The organism is Clostridium thailandense (genome assembly GCF_019207025.1).
GTDB classification, from domain to species: Bacteria; Bacillota; Clostridia; order Clostridiales; family Clostridiaceae; genus Clostridium_AM; species Clostridium_AM thailandense.
Genome location: NZ_JAEEGC010000095.1, coordinates 1 through 26,906, shown reverse-complemented (window position 1 = coordinate 26,906; position 26,906 = coordinate 1). Strand labels below are relative to the sequence as shown.

The window sequence follows — 26,906 nt, the reverse complement described above, 5'->3', positions numbered from 1 at the left end:
GTCGGCCGTGGGTATCTATAATTAAATTACCTTATCACTTATAAAAAATAATTTCTCCATTGGCATTAAAGCCGCTCCAAATACAGCTGCATTTCCATCTAAATTTGAAAATAAAACTTTGCGATCATCGTCGTTATAAAGGCTATTCTCTTTAAATATTTTCTTTTTCAATTCTAGGTCGATTAAATTTTTATAGTTTGATATTTCTCCACCTATAATTATATTGCGAGGGTCTAACATGAGAATTATATTTTTTATACCTTCTGCAAGATAGTCTAGATACCTATCAAGTATCTCCTTAGCCTTTATATCATCTATTGCTAAGTTTAAAAAATAAGATAAGCTCTTATTTTCTATATTAAAAACCTCTCTATACTCATTAATTAATGATTTTTGGGATGCATATAGTTCCCAACATCCCTTTTTCCCACAGTTACACTGTTTACCATCCTTTACAATAGTCATATGGCCCAATTCACCTGCGCGCTTATTATAGCCTTTATACAGACTTTCCCCTATTATTATCCCCGTTCCAATGCCTTCCGTAATAGATACAAAAACCAAACTGTTTGAAGTGTTATTGAAATTAATAAATGCTTCCGCTGAAGCTGAAGTATTGGCTTCATTTTCAATATACAAGGGATATTCAAAAGTATTTTTATAATCCTTAAAACATATATTTTTCAACTTAAAATTTGGAGCATTCTCTAAGAGCATCTTCTTCTCATTAACCGTACCAGGTAATGCAAAGCCTAATCCTAATACTTTATCTTTAGGTATATTAAAATCACTTAAAATAGAATCCATTTCTTTTTTTATATCTAAAATTAAACTTTCAAAATCATTTAGCTCTTCAGGAATATTAATTGCTCTCTCTGCAATTATATCAAAGTACAGATTTACTATTATAATCCTAACTTTCCCCCTTGTAATGCATACACCAAAAGAATATCTGGAATCTGGAAGAAACCTAATAATTGTAGGTTTTCTCCCTCCAGTAGATTCTGCAACTCCTGATTCTTCTAAAAAGCCTTGTTCTATCAGTTCCTTAACATTGCTTATAACCGTGGGAATGCTTACATTTAAAGCTTGAGATATATCTTGCTTTGTAAGCTTCTTATTTCTATACAATAGCTGAAGCATCTTTTTTTGATTCAACACTTTTATAGTTTCTTGATCTATTGCTTTTAATTTGTTCATTTTATATCACCGCTTAAGTTACCCCTATAATTTACTTATTTCTTCAAATTTATCTTTTAAAGAATCATATAGCGATGAATATACATTATAGAACTTATTATACTTTTCAACATTTTCCTTTATTGGCTCTACTTTATCTGTTATGTTTATCAATACCCTGCAAGCTTCATCTACACTGCCATATAATCCGCAGCCCACTGCTGCAAGTATTGCTGCTCCATAAGCTGGACCTTCTTTTGAATTTATCACATTTACTTCTAAATCAAATATATCTGCAAGTATCTGCCTCCAAAGTCTACTCTTAGAGCCACCACCACTAACTCTTACTTCTTTTACTTCAATCTTTAAGTCTTTTAATATTTCCAAGGAATCTCTAAGTCCAAAGCAAACACCTTCAAGAATAGCTCTTGTCATTTCTCCTCTTTTATGAGTTATGTTTAAACCTATAAAGCTTCCTTTTGCATTCGGATCACTATGAGGTGTTCTTTCTCCCATGAGATACGGTAAAAAGAATAATCTATTGCTGCCTATAGGTGCATTTTCTGCTTCAGAAAGCAACTTTTCAAAAATATCTCCTTCTATATCTGAATTAACATTATCTACCCACCACTGAAGTGAGGCAGCTGCAGAAAGCATAACACCCATTTGATGCCATTTGCCGTTTGCATGACAGAAAGAATGAAGTCTATTATCTTTGTCTACAGCGAATTTTTCATCAGAAGCAAAAACTACTCCGGAAGTTCCGAGTGCAACTGATAAAATTCCTGCATCTACTGTACCCGTTCCAACTGCACCTGCAGCTTGATCTCCTGCTCCTGCAGTTACTAAGGTTTCTGTTGATAGTCCTGTTTCCTTAGCAGCTTCTTCAGAAACTTTTCCTGTAACTTCCCAAGACTCATGAACCTTTGGTAAAACTGCTTCTTTTATTTCTAATAAATCTAACATTTCCTTTGACCATTTTCTATTCTCTACATCAAACATTACTGTCCCTGATGCATCGGATACATCAGATGCAAAATTGCCAGTAAGTTTAAAACTTATATAATCTTTTGGCAGCATCATATGTGATATCTTGCCATAGATTTCCGGTCTGTTCTCTTTAACCCATAGCACTTTGGGAATTGTAAAACCTGTTAAAGCTTTGTTTCCAGTATATTTTGAAAGCTTTTCTTGACCAAACTCATTATTTAAATAGTCACATTGTTTTTGTGTCCTTTGGTCACACCATAGAATAGCAGGCATCAGAACATTATCATTCTCATCTAATAAAACTAATCCATGCATTTGTCCACTGAAGCCTATTCCACTAATATCTTCTGCTTTTATATTGCCTCTGCTTAGTAATTCTTTAATTCCTGCTTTAGTACTATTCCACCAATCTTCTGGATTTTGCTCAGCCCATCCTACTTCTGGATAACTAACTTCATAGCCTTTTGAAACGCTTTCAACAACTTTTCCTATTTCATTCATTATTATAATCTTAACAGAAGAAGTTCCTAAATCTATTCCTAAAAAATTCATAAATATCTATTCCTTTCACATTTTCTTTATAGTAAGATAGAGACAGTTTAAAATTACTGTCTCTATCTTAAAATGTTATTAATAGGGAATTATTAATAATTATATATATTATTTAAAAGGATTCTCTGTTTTATAAAGCACCCCTTTTGGCTGATTGAATCCTAACTCTTTAACTTCTAAATATCTAAATAAGTTAAAAATTGCTTTTCCATAGTGTCCGAATGCAACTGCACCATGGTGTGGATATCTCTTTTCTATTAGTACATGACGATAGAATCTTGCCATTTCAGGAATTGCAAAAATACCAATAGATCCAAAAGAACGAGTTGCAACTGGTAAAACTTCTCCTTCTGCCACATATGCTGTTAACTCTGCGTCTGCATTGCTTTGTAAACGGAAGAATGTGATTTCTCCTGGAACAATGTCTCCTTCAAGAGTTCCTCTAGTTATGTTTGGTTCTTGATTTGGTTCTAGTGCCCTTGCCATAATCATTTGGTTCTTCATAGTTCCTCTTGTTAGCTTACAAGCAGCTGTATTTCCACAATGGAATCCCATAAATGTATCCTTTAATGTATAATCAAATTTGCCTTTGATTTCTGATTCATACATATCAGCCGGTACTGTATTATTAATATCAAGTAATGTTACAACATCTTGACTTATACATGTTCCAATATATTCACTTAAAGCACCATAAATATCAACTTCACAAGCTACAGGAATTCCCATTGCTGCTAAACGACTATTTACATAACAAGGTACAAATCCAAATTGTGTTTGGAAGGATGGCCAACATTTATTTGCAAAAACAACGAATTCTCTTGAACCTTTATGCGCTTCCATCCAGTCTAATAGTGTAATTTCATATTGAGCAAGCTTTGGTAGGATTCCAGGCATTTTGTTTCCTTCACCTAATTCTTTTTCCATGCTAGCTATAACTTCTGGAATTCTTTGATCATTAGCATGTTCATTAAATGCTGCATATAAATCAAGCTCCGAGTTTTCTTCAATTTCAACACCTAAATTATATAATTGTTTAATTGGTGCATTACAAGCTAAGAAGTCTTGTGGACGAGGTCCAAAGGATATAATTTTTAAGTTTTTTAATCCAAGTAATGCAGTAGCAACTGGTACAAATTCTTCAATCATATCTGCAACTTCTGATGCTGTTCCTACAGGATATTCAGGAATATATGCTTTTATGTTACGAAGTGCTAAATTGTAGCTGGCATTTAACATTCCACAATAAGCATCTCCACGACCATTAATTAAGTTGTCCCCTCTTTCCTCAGCTGCAGCAACAAACATTACTGGTCCATCGAATTTTTTTGCAAGCAAAGTTTCTGGAGTTTCAGGTCCAAAGTTTCCAAGGTAAACTACAAGTGCATTTACTCCAGCTTCTTTAATTTCTGCTAATGCTTTTTCCATATGTTTTTCATTTTCAATAGTTGTTAAACATTCGTAAATATCCTTATTGGATTTTTTATAAGATTCTACTACAGCTTTTCTACGATTAACAGAAAGCTCCATTGGGAAGCAGTCTCTGCTTACTGCAACAATTCCTAATTTTACTTGTGGTATATTCTTCATAATATATTCCTCCAATTTATTATAAAATTCTATTTTATTACATTTTTTATTTTATTGAAATATTTTCTCCAATTAGACCTATAAACGCTCCTTGATCACCTAAAGTGCTATCCTTGTGGCCAATTAACCATTTATTTTTAGCAAATAATAAAGCATCTTCACCAATCTTCTCAATCTTATTTTCCAAAGTTAAATTTGTATCTTTTGGTAATACCACAACACACTTAAATCCATCATCATTTGCATTACAAGGTGCATAATGAAGAGTTGTTGCATATACCTCTATCGCTGTGCCCGCTGGGACAAAGAAAGCTTCTATTTTTGAGGTATTGTATGTAAAATCCTCTTCAATATCCTGTTGATAACCTATAAGTAAAATAAGATCAGTTACTGCAACATTTATTTCGGATGAACGATGATACTCTACTGCATTTAATACGTGATTGTTACCATTACAGTATCCTATTTGAATTGGTAATTCACCAAATTCTCTTACTCTTAACTCTTCAGCAATTTTTAGAACTTCTAAGTCTTTAACTGACGGTTCATATATTACATCACTTGGTAATGGTGTTTCTTTCATCTTTTCAATTAGTTCAAAGCAGTCATAATTTTTTAAAACTTGTCCATACTTTTTGAATTCTTTGTCTGTAACTTTTCTAATAATCATATACGTTCTACCTTTCGCTTAATTTTTACTTGCTATAATTTAAAGTTAGTTTATGAGGTCGTTTTCATAAATACTATCGTTTATTTTGACTTGTTTTTATTTTCTGATATTAGTATATCATCACTTTTAAACTTTGTAAATTCACTTTATAAAGTTTTTTTATAAAACCATATTAAAAAGTAATTGTATGCCCTCCGTTAGTTGAATAATGCCGCATTAAAAATTAAAATCAGCTTTTATTTATTGCAAAAATAATAATCCAAATTAATTGAGATTAGATGCTCATAGATTTTATGAAAGGCAAGGCATGCATAAATTTCATTATAAGCTTTCTATGAGCTTAAGTGGAAAAGAAATAAAAGAAAATAGACTAGGGCTGTAATGTAAAATATAAAAGCATATAGCTACCATAACAGTTTAGTTACAAGCTATATACTTTTATACAATACAATCACTTTATTAATTAGGTAAAAATTTCAATCGTTCTAACTTAAAATTTGATTTTGCCAATATTTCTGGCCAAACCTTAACCATTTGATAAGCTTTATTTTTCTTTTCTTCTGGTAGGTTATCCCACGATACAAGTCCTGGATCAGTTTTCTGAGAATTGTCCTTAACTGTTCCATACTTCCATCCATTCCTTTTTCTATGTCGATACCACCGTGTATGCTCTTCTTTAGCTAAAATCTCCAGTTCTTTTCTAGTGAACTCTATAACTTTAGGATTTTCCTTAACAGAAACAATGTCGTAATTAATTTTAAGCAAAGAATTGGGAATGTGTATAGCCTGCTCTCTGCAAGAATTTTTAAATTCGTCACTAAGATTATCCCAAGGAACAATAAAATCCACTACATCTTCATTTTTATTATCTTCATTAATCATCCTATATTTATTATGAATCTCTATTGCAAGGCTTTCTATTTTTTCACTATAAAAAGCATCATGCATTAGATGTCTTAAGAATTGTTCCTCATCTACATGCAGTTTTAATTGTTCTTTGGATGGCAAATCAGATTGTTCCCAAATTTTTGCATTAGTTAACATACTCATTTCTAGTATTGCTTCCATTGATCTTGATTCATGTTTATATCTTCTAATCTTTAATAGTGCTCTTAGTACACCATTATCAATTTGTGCTTCTCCCTCGTCATTTATAAGATGAGGTACCTTACGTTCCAATAATGAACGCAACAGCATTGCCCTTCTGATTATAAACAACTGATCTTTTTCATCTGTTCGATTTGGCCCTAGAATATTTACATATCCTCTTAATCTACTTGTAAAGTCCGGGCCTTTAGCTCCTTTAAATTCTATTAAAAATTGCTTCTTTTCATTCTCATCTTCTATATCTTCGCCAAGGAACTCTTTAAATGTACTGTTTGTTCCCCCAGCAAATACAAAAATAGCCTTTCCTATTGGATGTATAGAATCACCTTCCATAAACACTCCATCTTGCATTGGTGCTAAAAAGTATTTTAACCATCCTAATTTTCCTTCGAACGCAGAATCAAATTCATCAAAGAATATTAATGGAATTCTACCTTTTAGCGAAGAATCTCTCACTTTATGGAAAGCACTAATTAAATCTGCTGGTGTTCTGAATTGTGATAAATTAAAATTTAGCTTTTCAATTACTTCTGGAGCAATACTATCAGCTATTTCTGTTACACCAAAAGATTTTCCTGATCCTGGAGTTCCAAATACCGCTATAGAAAGCGGCCTAACTGTATTTTTAGTACAAATGTATTCCCACATAAGGTTTTTAATACTTCTATAACTTTCAATTTCTGTTCTATCTACAGTTTGTAAGTTTCCAAACTGTGCTATGGGTATAGACTTAAGTGCATCCTTTACTCCATTTTTGACAATATCATAGGCTATTTCAGCTAGATTAGCTGAACTCTTATCTCTTAGAATGTACCAATAATTATTGTTTTCCTTATTCGGTATCTTAACGTCTTGGATTAAATCTTTATATATAAAGTCTTTTTTTTCTTCAGTGAATATCTTGGGGTTTGGAAACTGAAATTCTTCAACATTTTTTCCAAAGCCATTAACAAAATATTTTTGTGACGCAACAATTCCTTCACGTATTCCTTCTCCTATTAATGAAGATAAATCTTCATCATTATAGCTTTCTGAAGCAATACTACGTGCAAGTCCAGCTACAAAACAAGAGGTCAGTCCATACATTTTACCCTGAGAATCCTTAAAAGATCCGCCCTCTGATTCATAAGGTATGAAATATAGATACGCTTCATTTATTCCTTCATCTCTATAGTAGATAGCACCTTCAAGACCAAAAGGCACTATGAGGTGATGACAATTAGCAAGAAAAGAAAGGTTGGGATTATTGTGTATTTGCCATAAAAACTCCTGAGCTGTTCTTTCCCAAGAAAGGCTTTTACTTATATTAACTCCCTTTGAACGCAAGTCCTCTCCATTTATAATAACTACTGTTTTTTCAACATGATTTTCTTCTAGTTGTCTCCAAAGTGCGCTAGAACCAATGGGATTGTTCATTTTATACAAAATTATTGGACGTTTTTCAGGCGCTTTCAGGGCTAAAGGCCAAAATTCTTCATTAGAATTGAATCCATTATTTTCATCATCTATTATAACTATGTCAGCATTAGCATCATCATTAGCTATAGGAAGTAATTTTGGAGTATCGGAAAATGGACCAGTAAAACCTAAAAAGCGTTTTACTCTATATACCTTATCATTCTTCTTTTCATCGGCAGATACGGGAAAAAGCTCTAACTCTGCTGTTGATCGAAGAAAATCTTTCGATAGATTTGCTTCAATATCATCTATCTTAGGTGAATATATAGAAGCTTCTGTAGCTAAAGCTACAAGTTTTGCTAAAAGTAAAGACTCCCCCGATTTTAAAACATTATGCACATTTAAGTGTGACTGCCAGTTTAACCCTTTATTATTTTGTGGTTCTGTTACCCATTGTAATGAATTTATACATATATCCCCCGTTACAACAATCTTTAAACTTTTGTTATCCATAACCTTCACTTCCTTCCATATTATAATCTTAAATATATATTTATAAATAATATCTCAAATTCATCTAATTTACAACCTTAAATTCTCATATGTGGATTTACAATATTGCCTTAAAAATTTCTATCTATTATAATGTTATTAATACAGTCGACGTCGACTGTATGTAATTTAATTAATTAAAACTATACAATAAGTCTTGAGGAGATTACTAATATGAATAAATTTATAATAAAAAAAGAAAAATCATATTATGAGCAAGCCTATGAAAGCATTAAACAAATGATTTTTAATAAAGTATTTGAAAGTGGTGAAAATATTTCTGACACCAAACTATCTGAACAATTTAATATAAGCAGAAGTCCAATAAGAGAAGCACTAAGATCTTTAGAAAAGGAAGGATTACTTATAAAAGACGGAAAAAGATTCAAAGTATATGAACCAACAAAGGAAGATGTGGCTGAACTCTTTGAATGTAGGGAGGCACTTGAATTTATGGCCGTAAGATTAGCTGTAGAGAGAGCTAATGATGATGAACTTAGTGAACTAGAAATGGTTTTAAAAAAAGCTGAAAATGTTCTAGAAAAAACTGATCCTGACTGGGATGAGAATATTATTTTAATTAATACGCAATTTCATGACTTAATTCTTAAATATAGTAAAAACACTCGCATTCAAAATCAATTAAATACTTTAAATTCTTTAATTTACTTTTATAGGACTATAAATCTAAGCGAAAAGAATAGATGTGATGAAATCCATGCTCAACATGTTGAAATTCTTGAATTTATGAAACGAAGAGATATAAAAAAAGCTTCCGAGAGCATGCTTAAACATATAGAAGATGATTTGTCACATATACAAAAATTAATAGATAAATAAAAATAAGTTAACTAATGTGTTTATATTGTTAACACATCCAACGAATTATAATAAAGGGGGAAAGTTTTATGTCTGGTTCAATGATTTACATAATAATTGGTTTAGTTGCAGGTGTTTTAAGTGGATTATTTGGAATAGGAGGAGGCGTTGTTATAATACCAGGGTTAACGCTTCTTGCTGGATTCTCACAACTAAAGGCTCAAGGTACTTCTTTAGTTGCAATGATTCCACCTGTTGGTATGTTCGCATTAATAGAATATTATAAAAAAGGAAATACCAATATACGTGCTGGCCTTATCATCTGTCTTGCGATGCTAATTGGGGGAAAATTTGGTGGACAGTTCGCTAATATGCTCCCTGTTGATGTGATGAAGAAAGCCTTTGGAGTTTTTATTATATTAGTTGGAATAAAAACCTTCTTTGGAAAGTAATTTACCGAAAGTAGACTTATACTCCGTGATATGTTTCCAAGCTTCAGCACTATAAAAACTTTTAATCAATCTACATCTCAGTATTTTGAAAATCTAAGAATCTTTGATAAACTCGTACCTCAAACATATCAAAGGTTCTAAGATTTTCTAAAATACTTCGCTAAGATTGATAAAAAAGTTTTTATATGTGCTTTCAGCTTTGAAAACATACCCCTGCGTATAAGTCTACTTTCTGGTTTCATTCTCTGCATAATCATTTTTCAATTTACTGCTACATGCATATAAATACCTAAATTAGTTAAGCTTCTTGCTTTTTTTGATGCACAACAATTATAAATTATGTACAAATTTTGTTCTCAGATTTCTTCATTTTTGCAATAGATTCCTTAACAAATTCCTTTGCTAAACCTGTAATGCTAGATATCTCTTCAATACTTTTACCTTCCTCAGATAAACGAAATGAGAGAAACTCCATTGATTCTCCAACTTCAATTATATTTTTATCTGGATCATAAAATCGGACTACTTTTTGTCGCCATGGTTGTTCTCTTGTATTATGTACAAGTTCAACCTTATTGTTTTTTAATTCTTTTGCAAATGAGTCTACATCATCATGCTCAAAGTAAAGTTCAAAGCTATTACTGGCTTTGGTAATTATTTTATTATCAATCAGTTGAGAGAAGTGTGACCTTAAATGAATTGCAAAACCACTTTCAAAAGATACATTTTCACCAAAATCATATTTAACCTTTTGATTCAGTAGTTTTTCATAGAACAACCTTGAAACATTAATATCTTCAACCGTTATTAATGGGCATATAAATTTCATTCCATTCCCCTCCTTAATTATTTTCTCACAAATAAACTACATCATATTTTAACTTTCAAAGGCCCACTTTTTACATTGTTCTATTCTTTTTCCCTTATCTCCCTGTTCCTTATCATATGCAAATTGTTTTAATAGATCACAAGGGAAACTACTACATTGTCCACAATGTGAAAGTTCTTTATCTTCACAACAAAACTTTACTGGACACTGTTCTCCCCAAAAGGGTTTACTAATATGCACACAACCTTTGCAATTCATTTGTTCCTTGTACTTACACTCTGAGCATATAATTCCACATCTTGATTCTATCATTTTTATTCCTCCACTTTATAATTCAATAACATTCTTTAAGTATGTTATAAAATACTATTGCCTAGATCAAAAAACAAGTCCAAGTTTCCTCTTCCATATTTTTTATTAACAATAGTTCGCCTCAATAAATGGTCTTAGCACTATTTCATCTAAGGCAACAGATTTATCTATATCAAGTGCTTTTAATATTGCTTCTGCAGTGTTATCCGGACTCAAATATTCTTCTCTTACCTGTGTCCTAAATGGAGTATTTATTCCACCAGGATAAACCGAGCAAACTCTTATATTATCTTTCCTTGCTTCTTTTCTTAACACTTTAGTCAAGCCATCTAATGAACTTTTTGTTGCTGTATAAGCTCCTGTTCCTTCGTTTGAATACAAGCAGCATGTTGAGAGTATATTTACAATCAAACCTTCTTGCTTTGCTTTCATATATTTGCAACATTCTTTTGTAAATACCAATGGCGCTATAGTGTTTAACTTAAACATAAAATTAATATCCTCAACCTTGATATCTTCAACAGCTGATCTAGCGCTATTAGCTCCTGCACAATTAATTAATACATCTACTCCTCCAAATTCTCCTTCTACGTTTCCTATAAATGAAATAATTTTATCCTCTTCAGTAATATCAAAAGTTTCACCGTAAGCTTTACTTTCTTCTAATTTTATTTCATTCATCACGTCATTCATTTTTTCCTTAGATCTTCCACAGAAAGCAACTTTAGCACCTAGACCTACCAATTTTAAGACTAAACTTCTTCCTAATCCAGATGTTCCTCCAGTAACAATAACACATTTATTTTCCCAATAGCTCATCCTATCACCTCCACATAATTACATAGTTATCCCATTTTTGATTTTAAGTATTTTTTACTCCAAGGACAAACAATTATACATTTTCCGCATATTCTCTCTTTTATTCCAATTTTATCACATAACTTTCGTGCAGTTTTGCTGCAATTAAATGCATTATAATAATCATCTCTGTTTAATCCTACTTTCCAATTTACTCCTTTAATCGCATCTCCCGGGCAATATTTCTGGCATTCACTGCAATTGCCACATTGAGACTCGTTTATAGGAATTCCCACTTCTAACTCTGCATCTGTTAATATAGTTGTCAATCTTACTAAAGATCCAAATTCTTTTGTAACAAGTAATGCGCATTTTCCAATCCAGCCAAGTCCTGCCCTTGTGGCCACAGTTTTATGTGGCAATATTGTACTTAAGCTTTCTTCATCTTGTTTTACAACTTTCGTCGTTCTTGGCAACGCTTTATATCCATAAGACTTTAAAATATCAGCTGCACATTCTCCAAGTTCATTTAACAAATTATTAAGTCTTCCATACTCTGAATAGTACTCCTTTGTGGGACCATTTTCTATACGAGACATTATATCGGTATTTAAAGCAACTGCAATTGAAATTCCATATCTAAATCCTCCAGTTTTTTCTTCTTCTATATCGCCTAAATGTGCAAAACCAACGAGTGATGCTCCTTTTTTTAATAAAGCTTCTGTTATGATTTTATTTAAATCATTCATCTCCATTCCCCCTCGTAATATTATAAATTTATAGGCATCCATGGCCAACAATAAACTTATACTAAATAACTTTAATATACCACATCTGTAAGTTAAATCCCATATACTTTCAGCCCCATTATTTTCAAAGCATATAGTTCAAAAAACATATGGGTATAAAATCAGAAAAAATTTTTTCTAATTTTATACCCACATATTTTTTATATTTAATGCATTCTGAAGTGCATTAAGTTCTATACAAATCTTTGGTATCTCATCCATAATAGGAACTTTTTTAGGCTGTATTGGTAGCCTTTGCTCAATAGATGTTGCCATAGTTTCAAATACAAGCAGCAGCTGTGCTAGATTTTCGTCTGATAAACTTAAATATCCCTTTGTTGCGGAGGCATTATCAAGTAAATAGCTAACATGTTCCAGAGAAAAAACTACAGGCCACATTAATTCAAGCATTTCTTGATTATTCGGAATTTCACCTAAAGCTGTAGTGTAGGCCATTTTAAAATTTGTAAGATTTATGCTCATTTTTTCTCTTATCCACTTCATGTTGTCGCTATTATTTCCTTTGCCATTAGATTTTAATCTAACCAATGCTCTTGCCTGACTACGTATTAGTTTTACCATCAAATCCGGCAATCTGCTAGAAGCTGAACGACGTCCAATTATATATGTTCCAATTAATCCGATGATAGACCCGATAATAATATCTGTAATACGTGCCATTGCAAAGTAGGAAATGTTACTTATTTGAGTGGAAGCTTCTGCTATAAGTAAAGCATTCGGCGTAATAAAAATAGCTGCCACAGCATAGTTTTTCGCAATAAAAAGTTCTGTCATTACTGTTAAAAACATATTAATTATGACTATCATGAAACCTTGTGGATGTAAATTAAAAATGGTAATAGCCAAAATTATCCCAACAATAGTACCACAGGAACGTTGAATTGCTCTATGAAAGGTAGACAAAATAGTTGAGCCTAACATAACAGCAGCACAAGATAATGTAATCCAATAAGGTTTTATAAACGGAAAGCTAAAAGCTATAATAGTTGATATTGAAAGAACAATTCCAAATCGAACTGCATTAATGAACGCTATTGAATCTTTATTGAAAGCTCTAGTAAACCTCATTTTCAGTGAAGGTTTTGAAATCTTTATGCTATGTCCAATATAAGATAATGGTAGATTAAGAATGGCTTCAATATCATATATTATCTCTAAAAGCTTATGATACTCCTCATCTAGTTTCTCATCTACTGGATCAATCTTAATTGTATCTCCATCTTTCAATTCGATTCCTACAGATAATTTTCTTATCATCTTTACGAATTCTTCTGGTAACTTAGAATTTCTATTAGAATACAGCTCAAGCATTTCTAGAAATAACTTATTAGCTTGTTCATTTAAAAGAACTAATCTATTAAAAAAGAATGAATTCTTCCATGAAATATGCCCTATTGAAAGTGTTGTTTCTGATTCTCTTAAAGCATTAACAGTACGTTGTCGAGCATCATTAATATTTTCATTACCAGTAGCTTTACTAAATGCCTCTAAGGCTAAATATACTTCCTTAATCGCCTTTGTTTCAGGTCCATGCGGATTAGAGAACCATCCCACCATACTAACTATCCACGAAAAACAACCACTCATAAATACTACTGCAGTACGAATTGGTGCTGATGATGGGTCAATAGTCATTCCTGTGGTCATTATAAAACTTAAGACAAAAAATATCGATGCTGGACCTGGTATTTTAAGTACACCAAATATAAAAGTAGTAATTGCTCCAATCAATCCTACTGTAAAAACAATAAGCATTGGATAAGGTGCCATTAAAGTCCCTAAAGCAACAGAAAGACTAATACCAATAACAACAAAAAATATTTTTTTTGCGCGTTCTGCATATGGCTCATTAAAAACATATAGGTATGAAAAGCTACCTATTCCACCTAATAGACCCAAACGTAGTTGACCTAATAAAATACCAATAACTACTGGAAATCCTGCACATAGTGCAGCACTTATAGCTTTATTCCATGGAAAAGGTCCTTTTCTAATCTGAAATGCTTGTTTTATTATTATCAACAAAGGACTGCCTGCGGATGAATTTACTCTAATCTTTGACATTCTCGACCCTTCTTTCCTATAAACTATTTTTCACTTTAAATTCACTATGTTAATACTGACAAAATTAATATAGATATCCACGGCCGAAAATTAACTTAAAAAAATATTTATTGGTAACAGTTAACACAAATTAAATATTTTTTAGAGGACAGAGGACAATTGACATAAGACAGTAAAGGAGGATTTTTCTCCGCTACACTACGAAAAATCTTTAATTTAAAAGAAACTTCTACTTTCTGAGTATTTGAATAAGCGATGTTTTACACTCACAAAACAAGCCTAAAAAATAAATTAGCTTTCTGACGTAAGGAAGAAAACTTACCTTCACTATCCTTTGTCCTATGTCCTTTGTCCTCTAGAAATATGTTTACATATTCCAATTATTACCGATAATTCTCATAGTATAAGTTAAGTATCAGCTGTTGGTATCTATATATACAGAAACTATATTTTACTAAATAAAAGATATAATTTCAAGCATTATTAAATATATTCAGTTAATAGTTTTACCTTTTATATATAAATAAAAGAAAGACTATCTCAAAATAAAATAATTTTTCAAACCATTTTATTTTGAGATAACCCTTAATTTTCACAATGTATTGTAATTTAATTTTTAGATACTAAATAGCAATCTTCTTGCCTTCTTTAATCTACTTTTTAAATTTAGCTGTTATAAGCATCCAAATTAAATTCATAGTATTACCACTTAATGTAACAACGCTATTTTCTATCGATAATGACATGAGTAGGACATTTCTCTAAGCAAACTCCGCATCCTACACACTTCTCATGATGTATAATCGGAAGGTTATTAACCATTTCAATAGCTTTTTCAGGGCAGTTTCTTGCACAAAGACCACAAGTTATACATCCCACACTGCAGTTATTTTTAACTTCTATACCTTTTGACTTTGAATTGCAGCCTATTTCAACTTTCTTTGATACTGGTATTAGATCTATAACCTTTTTAGGACAGGTTTTTACACATGCGCCACAGCCTATACACTTTTCTTCATCTACTACTGCAATATCATTTATAATATTAAGCGCATCAAACTTACAAACCTGAACACAACTTCCCATTCCTAAACACCCAAATTCACAAGCTTTTGAGCCTCCACCAGGTATATTCACTGCATCAATACAGCTCCTTATGCCATAATAGCTTCCATTTTCCTTGGCTTTATCACAGGTTCCTTTACATTTTACAAAAGCAACCTTAGCTTCTTCTACATCAACAGATACTCCCATTATTTCTCCGATTTTTTCAGCAGCAGCAGCTCCTGCTGGAGCACAACAATTTGCAGCAGCTATTTCATCAACAATAGCTTGAGCATAAGCATCACAACCTGCATAACCACAGCCACCACAATTTGCCCCAGGTAGGCATTCTTTTATCAGAGGTACTCTTTCATCTACTTCCACAGCAAATTTCTTAGATGAATATCCTAAAACTACTCCAAATAGTAACCCTAGTCCCCCTAAAGTTACCACAGCTAATAATAATTCCATTTACAGACACCTCCTCTTAGTGTATTAATCCTTGAAATCCTAGAAACGCTATTGACATTATTCCAGCTGTTATTAAGGTTATTGGTAATCCCTTCAAAGCTTCAGGTATCTTATCATTAAATTCCATTCTCTCTCTAAGTCCTGCAAGCAGAACTATTGCAAGCATAAATCCAAGACCTGAAGAAGCTCCGAAAACTAAAGATTCTATTAGAGTATATTTTTCTTGAACATTAATTAATACAGCTCCAAGGATAGCACAGTTTGTTGTAATTAAAGGAAGAAATATTCCAAGGGCAGAATAAAGTGATGGACTTGTCTTTCTTATTACCATTTCAACAAATTGTACCAGTGAAGCAATAACTAATATATACGCCATAGTTGTTAAATATGTTATATTTAACGGTATTAATATAAAATTACTAATCAAATAAGTGATAAGCGATGCAATAGTCATAACAAAGGTAACTGCGATTCCCATTCCCTTTGCAGTTTCAATCTTTTTAGAAACTCCAAGAAAGGCACATATCCCCAAGAATCTTGACATTACAAAGTTATTCACAAATAACGCTCCGATAACTAAATAAAATAGTTTCATTATTAAACATCCTTTCCTTGAATAAACTTTTATTTAATAGAGGAACATGCAGATTTATTTGGACAATGTGCACAACCTTCAAAATCAGAAATTCTTTTATTTCCTTTTCCAGTCTTTTTAAGTTTTGAATAATTAAGAAGAGCCATCAAAATTCCTACTGTAAAGAAGGCACCTGGTGCAAGTATCATAATTAAAGCCGGTTCATATGAAGCTGGAGTAACTTGAAAATCAAATATTTTACCAGTACCCAAAACTTCTCTTATAATTCCTATTACTCCTAAAGCCAAGGTAAAACCTATTCCTTGTCCTAATCCATCAAATATTGAAGAAACAGGATCATTTTTAGATGCATAAGCTTCTGCTCTTCCAAGAATAACACAGTTAACAACAATAAGCGGTATAAATAAGCCAAGAGACTTATATAATGAAGGTACAAACCCTTCCATTAAGAATTGAATAAGAGTAACAAATCCTGCTATTACAACTATAAAACTAGGTATACGTATTTTATCTGGTATAAATTTTCTAAGAAGGGATACAACAAAATTAGAACCCATTAATACTACTGTTGATGCAAGTCCCATTCCTATACCATTTTTTGCACTTGTAGTAACAGCTAAAGTAGGACACATTGCTAAAACCTGTACAAATATTGCATTTTCAGTAAAAATACCATTTTTAAGTCTTTCCTTAATGCTTACCATTATTTTTGTCCTCCTTTTAACTTATTTTTGTAGTAATCTACAGCCTCATTAACTCCATCTGTAACTGCTTTTGAAGTAATTGTAGCACCAGTCATTGCTTCAATTTCATTTGACTTTGATACAGCATGCTTTACTACTTCAAAGGCATTTTCAATAGGCTTGTTTTTATATTGTCCTGAAAACTTTGGCTGTACTGCATTGGCACCAAGTCCTGGAGTCTCAGTCTGAGACAATATTTTAATTCCTGTAACTTCTCCTTTAGCAGAAATACCTACCATAGTTTGTATTTCTCCACTATATCCTTTGGTAGAAACTTTTATAGTATATCCTATAGTTTTAGAATTTGCTATGGCTTCGTTAACTTCCAAAACATTTTTTTCTTCAACGCCTTGAACTTTTTTAAAGTCGTCTGCATTTGTAATTAACTCTTTCATAGCCTCTTTATTGGTCTTGATATTTTGATTTTCTATTGGTGCTTTAGTAACCGAATATGCACCTGCTAATATAAAACCTGCAACTGAGGCAATAATTAGAAGAATTAATCCTAACTTAATTATTTCCTTATCCTTCAATTACTTCACCTCCCCAAATACTCTTGGAGTTACATATTTATCTATTAACGGAACGAACAAATTCATAATTAATATAGAGTAGGATACCCCTTCAGGATAACCTCCAAAAATACGAATTACTGTTGCCAAAAAACCACAGCCCATACCAAATACAATTTGTCCAGCAGCTGTCATTGGCGAAGTAGTATAGTCTGTTGCCATGAAGAAAGCTCCTAGCATAAGACCACCAGCAAGCACTTCATAAATACCATTTCCAGTCATTAAACCATGTCTGCCTATAACAGTTGTCAGTATTAAAACTGTGCCTATATAAGACACTGGTATATGCCATGTAATAATTCTTTTATAAAAAAGGTAAGCAGCACCAATTAATAATGCTAAGGCTGAAGTTTCCCCTATACATCCTCCTACATTTCCTATAAAGACATTATATAAGCTTGGCAATGTTCCCTGGTTTGATTTTAAAATTGCAAGTGGTGTGGCAGAACTAAGTCCATCTATTTTCCAGGTAGTCATAGCAACAGGGTAACAAGCAAGTAAAAAAGCTCTTCCAGCAAGTGCTGGGTTAACTATATTCTGCCCTATACCTCCAAAGAACTCTTTAACTATAAGAATAGTAAAAACACTGCCTACCACTGCCATCCATAAAGGTAAAGTCGGTGGAACATTGAAGGCAAGTAAAAGTCCAGTCACTATTGCACTATAGTTACCGATAGTAATAGGACGTTTTGTAAACCTTTGCCATGCATATTCTGTAAGGACACAAGATAAAACCATTGTTAATATAACAAGTAAAGCTTGTATTTTAAAAAAATATATTCCCGCAATAGTTGTTGGCATTAAGGCAATTACTACATCCTTCATAATTGATTTTGTTGAATCATTATCACGAATATGTGGGGATGACGATAATGCAAAATTTGTTTTAATCATTATAATGTCACTCCTTAATCTATTTTTTTCTATTTGCTATAATTCTTCTCTTTGCTGTACGTATAGATTGTACTAAATGACGCTTAGCTGGACATGAAAAAGTACAGCATCCACACTCAATGCAATCCATACCATGAAGTTTTTCAAAGGCCTCGTCCTCTTTTCTTCTTGAGTAAGAATCAAGGAAGCTTGGTGTTAACTTCATAGGACAAACTTGTACACATCTACTACATCTTATACAGCTTGATTCCTCTGGCATAACTGCTTGCGCTTTAGTTAGACAAAGTATTCCTGAGGTTCCCTTAACAGTTGGAACTTCTAGTGAGGATACAGTCATTCCCATCATTGGTCCTCCCCCTATAATTTTTATAGGCTCTTCCTTAAATCCGTCACAGGCTTCTATAAGTTCTGACCAAGATGTACCAAGTTTCACTTTTAGATTTTTAGGATTTTTAACAGCTTCTCCAGTTACAGTAACAACCCTTGTCATAACCGGTATTCCAAGCACTACCGCATTGTATATTTCACGAACAGTTGTGATATTTTGTACAATACACCCAACATCTGCAGGCAGCTTTCCTGAAGGAACTTCTCTTTTTGTAACAGCATATATCAGCTGTTTTTCAGCTCCTTGAGGGTATTTTGTCTTTAAAAGGGACACCTCCATCTTAGGTATATCCTTTAACGTTTTTTTCATTATTCGAACTGCATTCATCTTATTATCTTCAATTCCAACATATACTTTCGCCTGTGGAAACAAGAAGGATAGTACCTTTAACCCCTCAACTATCTCACTAGTCTCTTCAATCATTAGTCTATGGTCACAGGTTAAATAAGGCTCACACTCTGCAGCATTTATCACTATAGAATCAATGTTTTTGTCTGGCGGAGGCATTAACTTTACATGGGTTGGAAAAGCTGCTCCACCCATTCCTACTACTCCAGCCTCTTTTATAAGATTTATTATCTCTTCTTTAGATAGCTCATGATAATCTTTAGGCCTCGGCATTTCTATCTCTTCATAAAGTTTGTCATCCTTAACGATTACAGACATAGTCTTATTTCCGCTAGATGTAGGCATTTCAATAACTTTTTCTACTGTTCCAGAAACAGAACTATGCACTGGTGATGAAACAAAACCATTAGCCTCACCAATTTTTTGTCCCACTAACACTCTTTCCCCTTTTTTTACTAGAGGAGTACAAGGAGCTCCTATGTGCTGTGCCATTGGATATATTAACAATCCCTTTGGAAATAATTCTTCAATAACTTTATTTTCAGTAAGATATTTCCCATGTGGGGGATGAATACCTCTTTTGAAAGTCAATATAGTCATAAATAAACCTCCCTTGTATAAATATATACTTTTTCAAAGAATAACTTAAAGTAGCCTAATTCCATAAGTAAAAATCGGATTTAACCAATGTTTCACCTAATAGAATTCAAATACTGTGCAATACAAAAAAATAAAAGTGAGATACTCAATTAAGAGTTTCCCACCCTAGAAACAAATTTCTTGGAACCAAGCATAATTTTGTCCAACCGCTCAACTATATTATATTAATCGTATTCCATAAAGAATATAACACACAATTTACAATAATTCAAATTTAAAATAAAACCACTTCTTCCATAATGTAATTTTTATAAATTAAGTGTCAGTTGTGGACGGCCTATACTACTGAACATTAAATGTAAGTACAATAGGCTTTGGAATAGCTTTTCCATCTTTTGATAAAACATTTTGTGTTATAACTAAGTAGTAAGTCTTTCCAACTGAATATTCATTTGATGGGCTAACATATATAGTATCATTGTTGTCATTGTAGCTAATTAATATATTTTTTATAGGATATAGTAGACTGTTAAATTTTTCATATATTAATATAGTACCATTATTCACAGTAGATGCATCAAAAGGGTTAGTGAATTTTATACTCCAAGTTTTATTCTTAGCTACACTAGAACCGGCACTCCAATTTTTGTAAGTTAAAAAATCAATATTTACTCCATCACCTGATACTACATTAATTTCACAGCTATCAGTATACCCTCCATCCTCTGTCTTTACGGATACTTTTGTACTACCTTCTTTTAATGCCTTAATGTTTCCATAACTATCTACAGTAACAATACCAGTATCGCTTGATTCCCAATAAAGGTTTTTATTATCTGCATATGTAGGTGTTACAGTAGCTTTAAGAGAAGAGCTTTGTCCTACTTTAAGCAATAGACTTTCACTGGAAAGTACTACTCCTGAAACAGATGTCTGTGCAGAGGGTTCTTCATAAACTGTAGTAGCACTAGGATAACTTGAATGATCCCAAGTATGATCTAATTCCATTTTGCTATCTGTCAAGTTGTAGTAGTCATATCGAACTCTACCTGCAACATCTGGAACTGGATCATCCCATGTACAATCTAAGTGATACCAGTTGCCATTTATTTTAACAAGATTCCAAGCATGACTTTCTGTTTCTTGACCATTATTAGCACTTCCTGTAACAATTCTAGTTTCAATTCCAACATTGCTTAGCATTTTATATGTCAATAATGCATATCCTTGACACACAGTTTTACCTTCATACAAAGCATCATAAGCACTATATCTTGTAAGTGACATATCGTATTGGACATTCTTTACAATATAATCATGAATGATCTTTTCCTTTTGGTCATTGGTCATACTAGAATCAATAATTTGACCTAATATGCTATTCACTTTTGAATCAACAAAGTCCTCTTGTGACTTTGTTGTTAGATATTTAAACGAAAAGTTTATAGTAACATCATTTTCATAACCATCAGCTTTGAAGCCATATCCCGCATAGGAATACTTTAAATAATCATCTCGATCCAAAATGCCATTAACTACATATTCTATATCTGATTTCAAGCTTGAAGTATTCCCTTTATAGTAAACTGTAAAGCTTGTATTTCTATTATACATATTGCTTTTTATTATGTTTTCAAGATCAGATAACAAATATGCAGTACTGGTATTTGGGGCTTGGGCCACAGAAGCTTGTACAGTTATTGCAGTAGCTATTCTTACACTTTTAGGAAGACTTGTGTTTATATATTCTTGACTTATACTAATAGCTCCTCTGCTACCTACTTCCATAGCTTGTACTTGTATAGGTAGTAAAATCATAGCTACTATAATAAAAATCTTAACTACATTTTTTACAGATTTACAATTCAAAAAAACTCCTCCTTTAATAAATTAATCTTGCTCATAATTATACCACAAATACCTTTAATTTCTCAGTATGTAATAATAAATATAATCTATGATTAAAGCTTTTATTAAATTTTACTGTATTCACGTCTTATACTGTATCCAATATAAATTTTCCCATAACAAAAAGCTTCTGTTTTAAGTATAGAAGCTTTTCTTGAAATCAAACTAATTTATTATTCTCTGCAATACTCTTCCTTTCCTATTACTTGTTTCTTTCGTTCAAATAAGACACAAGAGTCATTGATACATTTTTTAAATGTTCCTCTATAAGATTCGCCGCCTCCTGTGCATTTCCTTCTTTGCAAGCATTAAGTATCTTGTAATGCTCTTCCTGTGATTTTTCTTCAAAATTCATCATACCTAAATATATGCGGATATAACGTCCTACGTTAATGTGTAAATTATTTACAATAGATAGCAGTCTTGGACGATTTGCAGGTGCATAAAGACAAGAATGAAATTCCCAATTAAGTTCGATCCACTTATTAACGTCTTCCGCCCTATCAATTTCCTTTAATAAATTTTCAGCTTGCTCTAGGTCTTCTTCACTTAGGTTTTCAATAGAAAGTTTTATTGCACCAGTCTCCAAAAGTGACCTAATTTCATATATCTCTTGAACTTCATCGGCACTTAACTCAGAAATAACAGCTCCCTTATTAGGATATTGCTTTACAAGTCCCTCCATTTCAAGTTGTTTTAATGCTTCACGAACAGGGATTCTGCTCATTCCAAATTGTTCTGCAATGTCTGCCTGTATAAGCTGCTGGCCTCCCTTTAATTCTCCTTTTAGAATAGCTGTACGTAATATATCCGCTACAATTGTTGGCGTAGTTTTTCTTCGAGTTAACTCTGATCTTAAGTTTTTATCAATATTAATCATCATACTAGCATTGTATATTTTATACGATTTCAAGTCAATATAATAACACTCAAAGTCTATTTATTTCTTCAAATATAATTTTTATACCACTTTTAATTTCTTACAATTTTAACTTCGATATGCATATTCTAAAGCTATTTTCATTTAATTTATTTCCTATTGTTACGTGTTTTAATTTCTGCCGTTAAAAGAAGTAGTATTGGTATAATTACTTGAAATGGAAAAGAATAATGGTCATATACTTTAAAAGCCCAAAATCTCATTTCCATAGTGTTGTTGTATACTATATAAGAGAAATATACCATTAACAGCCCTGTTTGCATTACAATTGACCTATAATCGTTAAGATGAAATATATTAGATATACCCTTACATGCAACTAATAAACATACTGAGGTTTTTATAAAGACTCCGAAAACAAATAATACTGAAACTGAAACTTCAATTCTTTCTATAAATTCTCCTATTTTTATCATCCCTACTGCCATATGTGAAGGAAAGTAAACCTTTCCGGAGAGTTCTCCGAGCAAAACTATATTTCGCATTGTCAAAATCACAATAATAATTCCTGCAGAAAATAGGCCCAAGCTATATACTTTATAATAGGATTTTTGATTCTTTAAAGAGAATAATATCCCGATAAATAATACTGTCTCAGCAAAAGGAAATGAAAAAGCAGAAAAAGCACCACCTAAAATAGTTTTAAATCCATTGCCTAGAACTGGTTTAAGAAAGCTGAAATTAGTAATAGGTATCGCTAATAGCTGGACTATTAATATGGTTATTAATAAAATTGGGAGTACACTTGCACTAATTCTTCCCATAACTTCAATCCCTGACTTAGTAGCAATGATGCAAACTAATCCTAAACAAATCATTGGTACAATCATAGGCGTTTCTGGCATAGTTACAGTATTTATGAATTCTCCAAAATTACGAATAACCAATGCTCCTAAGTGAAAAGAATACCATATATATATCACTGCCACTATTTTTGAAAGAATCCTTCCTAATAATATATTAAGAATTTCATACAGATCCTTTCCTGGAAAAAGCGAAAGGATTCTCCCATACACTAATATAATTGGAACTGCCATAAGAATTGCTAAAATACCAGCTATCCATGCATCATTTTTGGCCTCTCCACCGATCCCAACAATCAATGTACTTCCCATAATAAAAATCATTAAAAGACAAATTCCTTCCTTATCATTAATTTGTTCCTTATACATGGCTTCCCTACTTTCCAAAAACTGAAATAATCAAGTCCTGTATTGGCTTTGCTGGGCTTGGTATATAAACTTTAAGGCCTAGCAATACAGCTACTATACAAGAGCTCAAAAATAAAGCTGCATTTATTTTAAGATCTTTCCACTTTTTTTCCTTGTACAATGGTATAAACTCATAAAATCCCATAGCTGTGTATGAAATAATTATCAATAATAACATATTGCTTACTCCCCTATCTCCAATGGCTCTGATAATATTGCACTATTTCGTATATATATGCTTACATCTACATTTGTATAGACATTCTGAAAACTATCTTCCCACCTATCCTCAATTTTTTTCCATTCTTTAGGATTATCCTCCTTTAATTTTATTCCTAATCCAAATATATCTGCATTATACTCCTTTTGCATTCGTGCAATTAATCTTTCAATTCTTGATTTTAACATATTCTCAAATGACTCTTCCAACTCTTTACGACCACTCTCATCAATAAAATCTTTACTTCCGCCAATCTCATCTATTGCTGCTGTTATATTGATATTTATATTAAACGTAATGTTATTATCATATATAACAGGTTTCACTTTAGTTTTGCTATTAAATATTTCTAAAGAAACCGGAATCTCTTTGTTACTCTTACCTTCTACTCGAACTAGTACTCCTCCTTTCACCTTATTTTGAACAAAAAGCATATCCTTTGTTTCTTCACCATTTAAAAAACCTACAAGCTTATCTTTTTTAAAAATTGCTGTTCCAACTACATTTGGACCTTCCTTACCAATTTCACTTTCCAGTTCAACCACGGGAACTATTACAGATACTCCTTTATGCGACATATTATTTACAATCTCCCATGCTTGTATTCTAGTGGCTTTTGATGTTGATCTCTGGTTAACAATAGCTCTTTCTAGTTGAAAAGATCTAGCCTCATTCTTATCTCTAGGGCATTTCAATATTTCCTTTGCTGAATGCCCTTTGGCGACTAATATATTTATATTAGCTCTTGTTTCCGAATCTCTAACAATCCAATCTACAACCTTTAAAATTCCTTCTCTAGCTACCTGCTCGCTTACAATGAAAACTTTTGCATGACTCCAATATAACTTTCTTCCTATTACTGACACACCATTTCTAGCAGCATCAAATACTGTTTTCCCCTTAATTGTTACTCTTCTAGGTGATGCCTTAGACTCTCTTTCATTACTAAATTCTAAAATTTCTGCTGTCATAGAAATTTCTCCACTCTTATCTTTATCTATTGCAGCTCCTGCAACAATAGATAATTTATCGGTTTCTCTGTAATTCCAACAACCTGTAAATAATATTGAATTCAAAAAAATCATTGATGAAAGTAAAATAGATTTTACTTTTTTCATATATTTTATTTCCCTCTATTCCTTTTTATTAACTGTCTTGTTAAATTTTTAGAGCCTATAATTTTAGGCCTTAAAGTCATTTCCCACCACGGTGCACGTATCCACGTATCCTGAAAATTGTGTTCTTTAATTGTTGTAGTATCCATCATATATGGCACTCCAAAAGACCTTATATTCATCAAATGAATAATAACCAAAATAATGCCAAACAAAAATCCATATATGCCTAAAAATGAAGTACACAGCAATAAAAAGGTACGAATAACAATTGTCGCTCCAGCCAGAGTAATATTCATTAGTGATAATATTCCTGATAAAGCAGTTATAATTATAACAATAGTGCTTACAAGCTTTGCTTCTACTAATGCCTGCCCTAATATCAATGTTCCTACTATATTAATAGCCTGCCCTATCGGTGCAGGCATTCTCACACTCGCTTCTCTTAGCAAATCAAATATTGCTAACACAATAATTAATGATAATATTGTAGGAAATGGTACTCCCTGTATACCCGCTGAAACACTTAATAGTAAAGGAGTTGGAAGCATTTCCTGATGATAGGCTTCAACTGCCAAATACAATGAAGGAATAGATATAGACAATATAGTAGAGGTAGCCCTAAGTAATCTATTGATAGATGCAAAAATATAATTATTATAATAATCTTCACTAGCCTGAATAGCTTCAACAATTATAAACGGCACTGTCAATACGAATGGACTTCCATCAACTAAAATGGCAATTCTTCCTTCTAGTATTTTACCTGCAATAATATCTGGCTTTTCACTATAACCTACAGTCTCAAAGGGTGAAAATGGCGCATCTCTTATTAACTCCTGAATATATCCTGAATCTAAGACTGCATCTATTTGAATCTGATCCAAACGCCTCTCAAGCTCTTTCAATATGGACTGTAATGCCAACCCTTCAATATAACAAATGCAAACTCTAGTATGGGTTCTTTCACCTATCTTCTTAAATTTAAATTTTAGACTCGGGTTTTTTATTATACGCCTAATTAATGATATATTTAAATCTATTGTCTCCGTAAAACCTGCCTTTGGTCCACGAACAACCCTTGCTGACTCTGGTTCAGTTATGCTCCTTGCCTGCCAACCCTTTGCATCTATAACAAGTACTTTGTCATATCCTTCTAGTAAGAAAACTACGCTGCCGTATATCATATGTTCAGTTATTTGATTAATTTCACCTACCATTCTCACATTATTTGCCATAATCACTTTATATTGAATCTCCTCTAAAAGCTTTTCAGCAGCTATATTCTCAGTTAAGTTATTACTTAAAAGAGGACGTATTACATTGCTATTAAGAAGTTCACCCTTTATCATTTCTTCGAAATATATTACACAGCATTTTGCCGCTGGCAAATATTTATTCTGAATTCTTCTTATAATTAACATTTCATCTCCAGCGAAAATACTTTTAAATATTGATATGTTTTCCTCTAGCGATTTAGTCAAAGTTATCATATTTTTAGAGTCCTCACCACAAGCTTTTTCAAACATATTCCCTATCACCTCTATTCATATATAGGAATTTATTAAATCATCACATAATCAACTTCCCTATATTTCTGTTTATTATTTGTAATTTTACTTGATAATAACCATATTGCTATTTAGGTATCATATTAATTTAACATTCTTCAAAAATAAACTTATGATTGGATTCCAATACTATTTTCCCTTTAAATAAAATATGAGGTTGTATTG

General features: G+C 32.2%; 24 protein-coding genes and 1 other annotated feature. Of the genes, 2 read left to right on the top strand and 22 right to left on the bottom strand.

Annotated features, from left to right (window positions below):
- Window positions 1-21 precede the first annotated feature (21 nt).
- The 5 genes from I6U48_RS17570 to I6U48_RS17550 all read right to left on the bottom strand — a co-directional run bounded on the left by I6U48_RS17570 (window position 22) and on the right by I6U48_RS17550 (window position 7,999).
- Complete coding sequence (locus I6U48_RS17570) at window positions 22-1,200, bottom strand: ROK family transcriptional regulator (protein WP_218321772.1); 1,179 nt, start codon at window positions 1,198-1,200, stop codon at window positions 22-24.
- Between the two features lie 24 nt (window positions 1,201-1,224).
- The gene (gene xylB / locus I6U48_RS17565) at window positions 1,225-2,721 is read right to left on the bottom strand and encodes a xylulokinase (protein ID WP_218321771.1); all 1,497 of its coding nucleotides are present in this window, start codon (window positions 2,719-2,721) and stop codon (window positions 1,225-1,227) included.
- A gap of 108 nt (window positions 2,722-2,829) precedes the next feature.
- Entirely contained in the window at window positions 2,830-4,311 is a 1,482-nt protein-coding gene (locus tag I6U48_RS17560; protein WP_218321770.1) for an L-fucose/L-arabinose isomerase family protein, read from the bottom strand.
- 46 nt (window positions 4,312-4,357) lie between these two features.
- Complete coding sequence (locus I6U48_RS17555) at window positions 4,358-4,981, bottom strand: DUF4867 family protein (RefSeq protein ID WP_218321769.1); 624 nt, start codon at window positions 4,979-4,981, stop codon at window positions 4,358-4,360.
- Window positions 4,982-5,440: 459 nt separating this feature from the next.
- Window positions 5,441-7,999, bottom strand: coding sequence for a RyR domain-containing protein (locus I6U48_RS17550; RefSeq protein WP_218321768.1), 2,559 nt, complete (start codon window positions 7,997-7,999; stop codon window positions 5,441-5,443).
- A 213-nt stretch (window positions 8,000-8,212) separates the two neighbouring features.
- Here I6U48_RS17550 and I6U48_RS17545 point away from each other — a divergent pair, with 213 nt between their 5' ends.
- Window positions 8,213-8,878 carry a GntR family transcriptional regulator gene (locus I6U48_RS17545; RefSeq protein ID WP_218321767.1) on the top strand — a complete coding sequence of 222 codons (666 nt, stop codon included), beginning with the start codon at window positions 8,213-8,215 and terminating at the stop codon, window positions 8,876-8,878.
- Window positions 8,879-8,946: 68 nt separating this feature from the next.
- Window positions 8,947-9,309: a sulfite exporter TauE/SafE family protein gene (locus I6U48_RS17540; protein WP_218321766.1), complete on the top strand. Its 363-nt coding sequence runs from the start codon at window positions 8,947-8,949 to the stop codon at window positions 9,307-9,309.
- A gap of 337 nt (window positions 9,310-9,646) precedes the next feature.
- Here the strand turns inward: I6U48_RS17540 and I6U48_RS17535 are convergent, their stop codons facing one another.
- The 17 genes from I6U48_RS17535 to I6U48_RS17455 form a co-directional block, all read right to left on the bottom strand.
- A complete protein-coding gene (locus I6U48_RS17535; RefSeq protein ID WP_218321765.1) occupies window positions 9,647-10,138 on the bottom strand; it encodes a VOC family protein in 492 nt (163 codons plus the stop codon).
- Between the two features lie 48 nt (window positions 10,139-10,186).
- Window positions 10,187-10,450, bottom strand: coding sequence for a DUF3795 domain-containing protein (locus tag I6U48_RS17530; protein ID WP_218321764.1), 264 nt, complete (start codon window positions 10,448-10,450; stop codon window positions 10,187-10,189).
- 105 nt (window positions 10,451-10,555) lie between these two features.
- The gene (locus I6U48_RS17525) at window positions 10,556-11,269 is read right to left on the bottom strand and encodes an SDR family oxidoreductase (RefSeq protein WP_218321763.1); all 714 of its coding nucleotides are present in this window, start codon (window positions 11,267-11,269) and stop codon (window positions 10,556-10,558) included.
- A gap of 26 nt (window positions 11,270-11,295) precedes the next feature.
- Window positions 11,296-11,997 (bottom strand): 4Fe-4S double cluster binding domain-containing protein, encoded by a 702-nt coding sequence (locus tag I6U48_RS17520; RefSeq protein WP_218321762.1) that lies wholly within the window; start codon window positions 11,995-11,997, stop codon window positions 11,296-11,298.
- Window positions 11,998-12,180: 183 nt separating this feature from the next.
- A complete protein-coding gene (locus I6U48_RS17515) occupies window positions 12,181-14,121 on the bottom strand; it encodes an FUSC family protein (RefSeq protein ID WP_218321761.1) in 1,941 nt (646 codons plus the stop codon).
- A gap of 723 nt (window positions 14,122-14,844) precedes the next feature.
- Complete coding sequence (locus tag I6U48_RS17510; RefSeq protein WP_218321760.1) at window positions 14,845-15,636, bottom strand: RnfABCDGE type electron transport complex subunit B; 792 nt, start codon at window positions 15,634-15,636, stop codon at window positions 14,845-14,847.
- A 16-nt stretch (window positions 15,637-15,652) separates the two neighbouring features.
- Window positions 15,653-16,231, bottom strand: coding sequence for an electron transport complex subunit RsxA (gene rsxA, locus I6U48_RS17505; RefSeq protein ID WP_218321759.1), 579 nt, complete (start codon window positions 16,229-16,231; stop codon window positions 15,653-15,655).
- A 29-nt stretch (window positions 16,232-16,260) separates the two neighbouring features.
- Window positions 16,261-16,935, bottom strand: coding sequence for an electron transport complex subunit RsxE (gene rsxE, locus I6U48_RS17500; RefSeq protein WP_218321758.1), 675 nt, complete (start codon window positions 16,933-16,935; stop codon window positions 16,261-16,263).
- Window positions 16,935-17,507, bottom strand: a complete 573-nt coding sequence (locus I6U48_RS17495) for an RnfABCDGE type electron transport complex subunit G (RefSeq protein ID WP_218321757.1) — start codon at window positions 17,505-17,507, stop codon at window positions 16,935-16,937. Before I6U48_RS17495 ends, rsxE begins: the two co-directional genes overlap by 1 nt.
- Window positions 17,508-18,440, bottom strand: a complete 933-nt coding sequence (locus I6U48_RS17490; RefSeq protein WP_218321756.1) for an RnfABCDGE type electron transport complex subunit D — start codon at window positions 18,438-18,440, stop codon at window positions 17,508-17,510.
- Between the two features lie 19 nt (window positions 18,441-18,459).
- A complete protein-coding gene (gene rsxC, locus I6U48_RS17485) occupies window positions 18,460-19,776 on the bottom strand; it encodes an electron transport complex subunit RsxC (RefSeq protein WP_218321755.1) in 1,317 nt (438 codons plus the stop codon).
- 154 nt (window positions 19,777-19,930) lie between these two features.
- Window positions 19,931-19,984 (bottom strand) — a sequence feature (sodium ion sensor (DUF1646 type); this cis-regulatory element may regulate processes involved in with the transportation of sodium ions).
- A gap of 134 nt (window positions 19,985-20,118) precedes the next feature.
- Entirely contained in the window at window positions 20,119-21,645 is a 1,527-nt protein-coding gene (locus I6U48_RS17480; protein ID WP_218321754.1) for a transglutaminase domain-containing protein, read from the bottom strand.
- A 241-nt stretch (window positions 21,646-21,886) separates the two neighbouring features.
- Complete coding sequence (locus I6U48_RS17475) at window positions 21,887-22,597, bottom strand: GntR family transcriptional regulator (RefSeq protein WP_218321753.1); 711 nt, start codon at window positions 22,595-22,597, stop codon at window positions 21,887-21,889.
- A gap of 116 nt (window positions 22,598-22,713) precedes the next feature.
- Window positions 22,714-23,796, bottom strand: coding sequence for a GerAB/ArcD/ProY family transporter (locus tag I6U48_RS17470; protein ID WP_218321752.1), 1,083 nt, complete (start codon window positions 23,794-23,796; stop codon window positions 22,714-22,716).
- A gap of 7 nt (window positions 23,797-23,803) precedes the next feature.
- Entirely contained in the window at window positions 23,804-24,013 is a 210-nt protein-coding gene (locus I6U48_RS17465; RefSeq protein ID WP_218321751.1) for a hypothetical protein, read from the bottom strand.
- Between the two features lie 5 nt (window positions 24,014-24,018).
- Complete coding sequence (locus I6U48_RS17460) at window positions 24,019-25,173, bottom strand: Ger(x)C family spore germination protein (RefSeq protein WP_218321750.1); 1,155 nt, start codon at window positions 25,171-25,173, stop codon at window positions 24,019-24,021.
- 5 nt (window positions 25,174-25,178) lie between these two features.
- Window positions 25,179-26,699, bottom strand: coding sequence for a spore germination protein (locus I6U48_RS17455; RefSeq protein ID WP_218321749.1), 1,521 nt, complete (start codon window positions 26,697-26,699; stop codon window positions 25,179-25,181).
- Window positions 26,700-26,906: the final 207 nt, after the last annotated feature.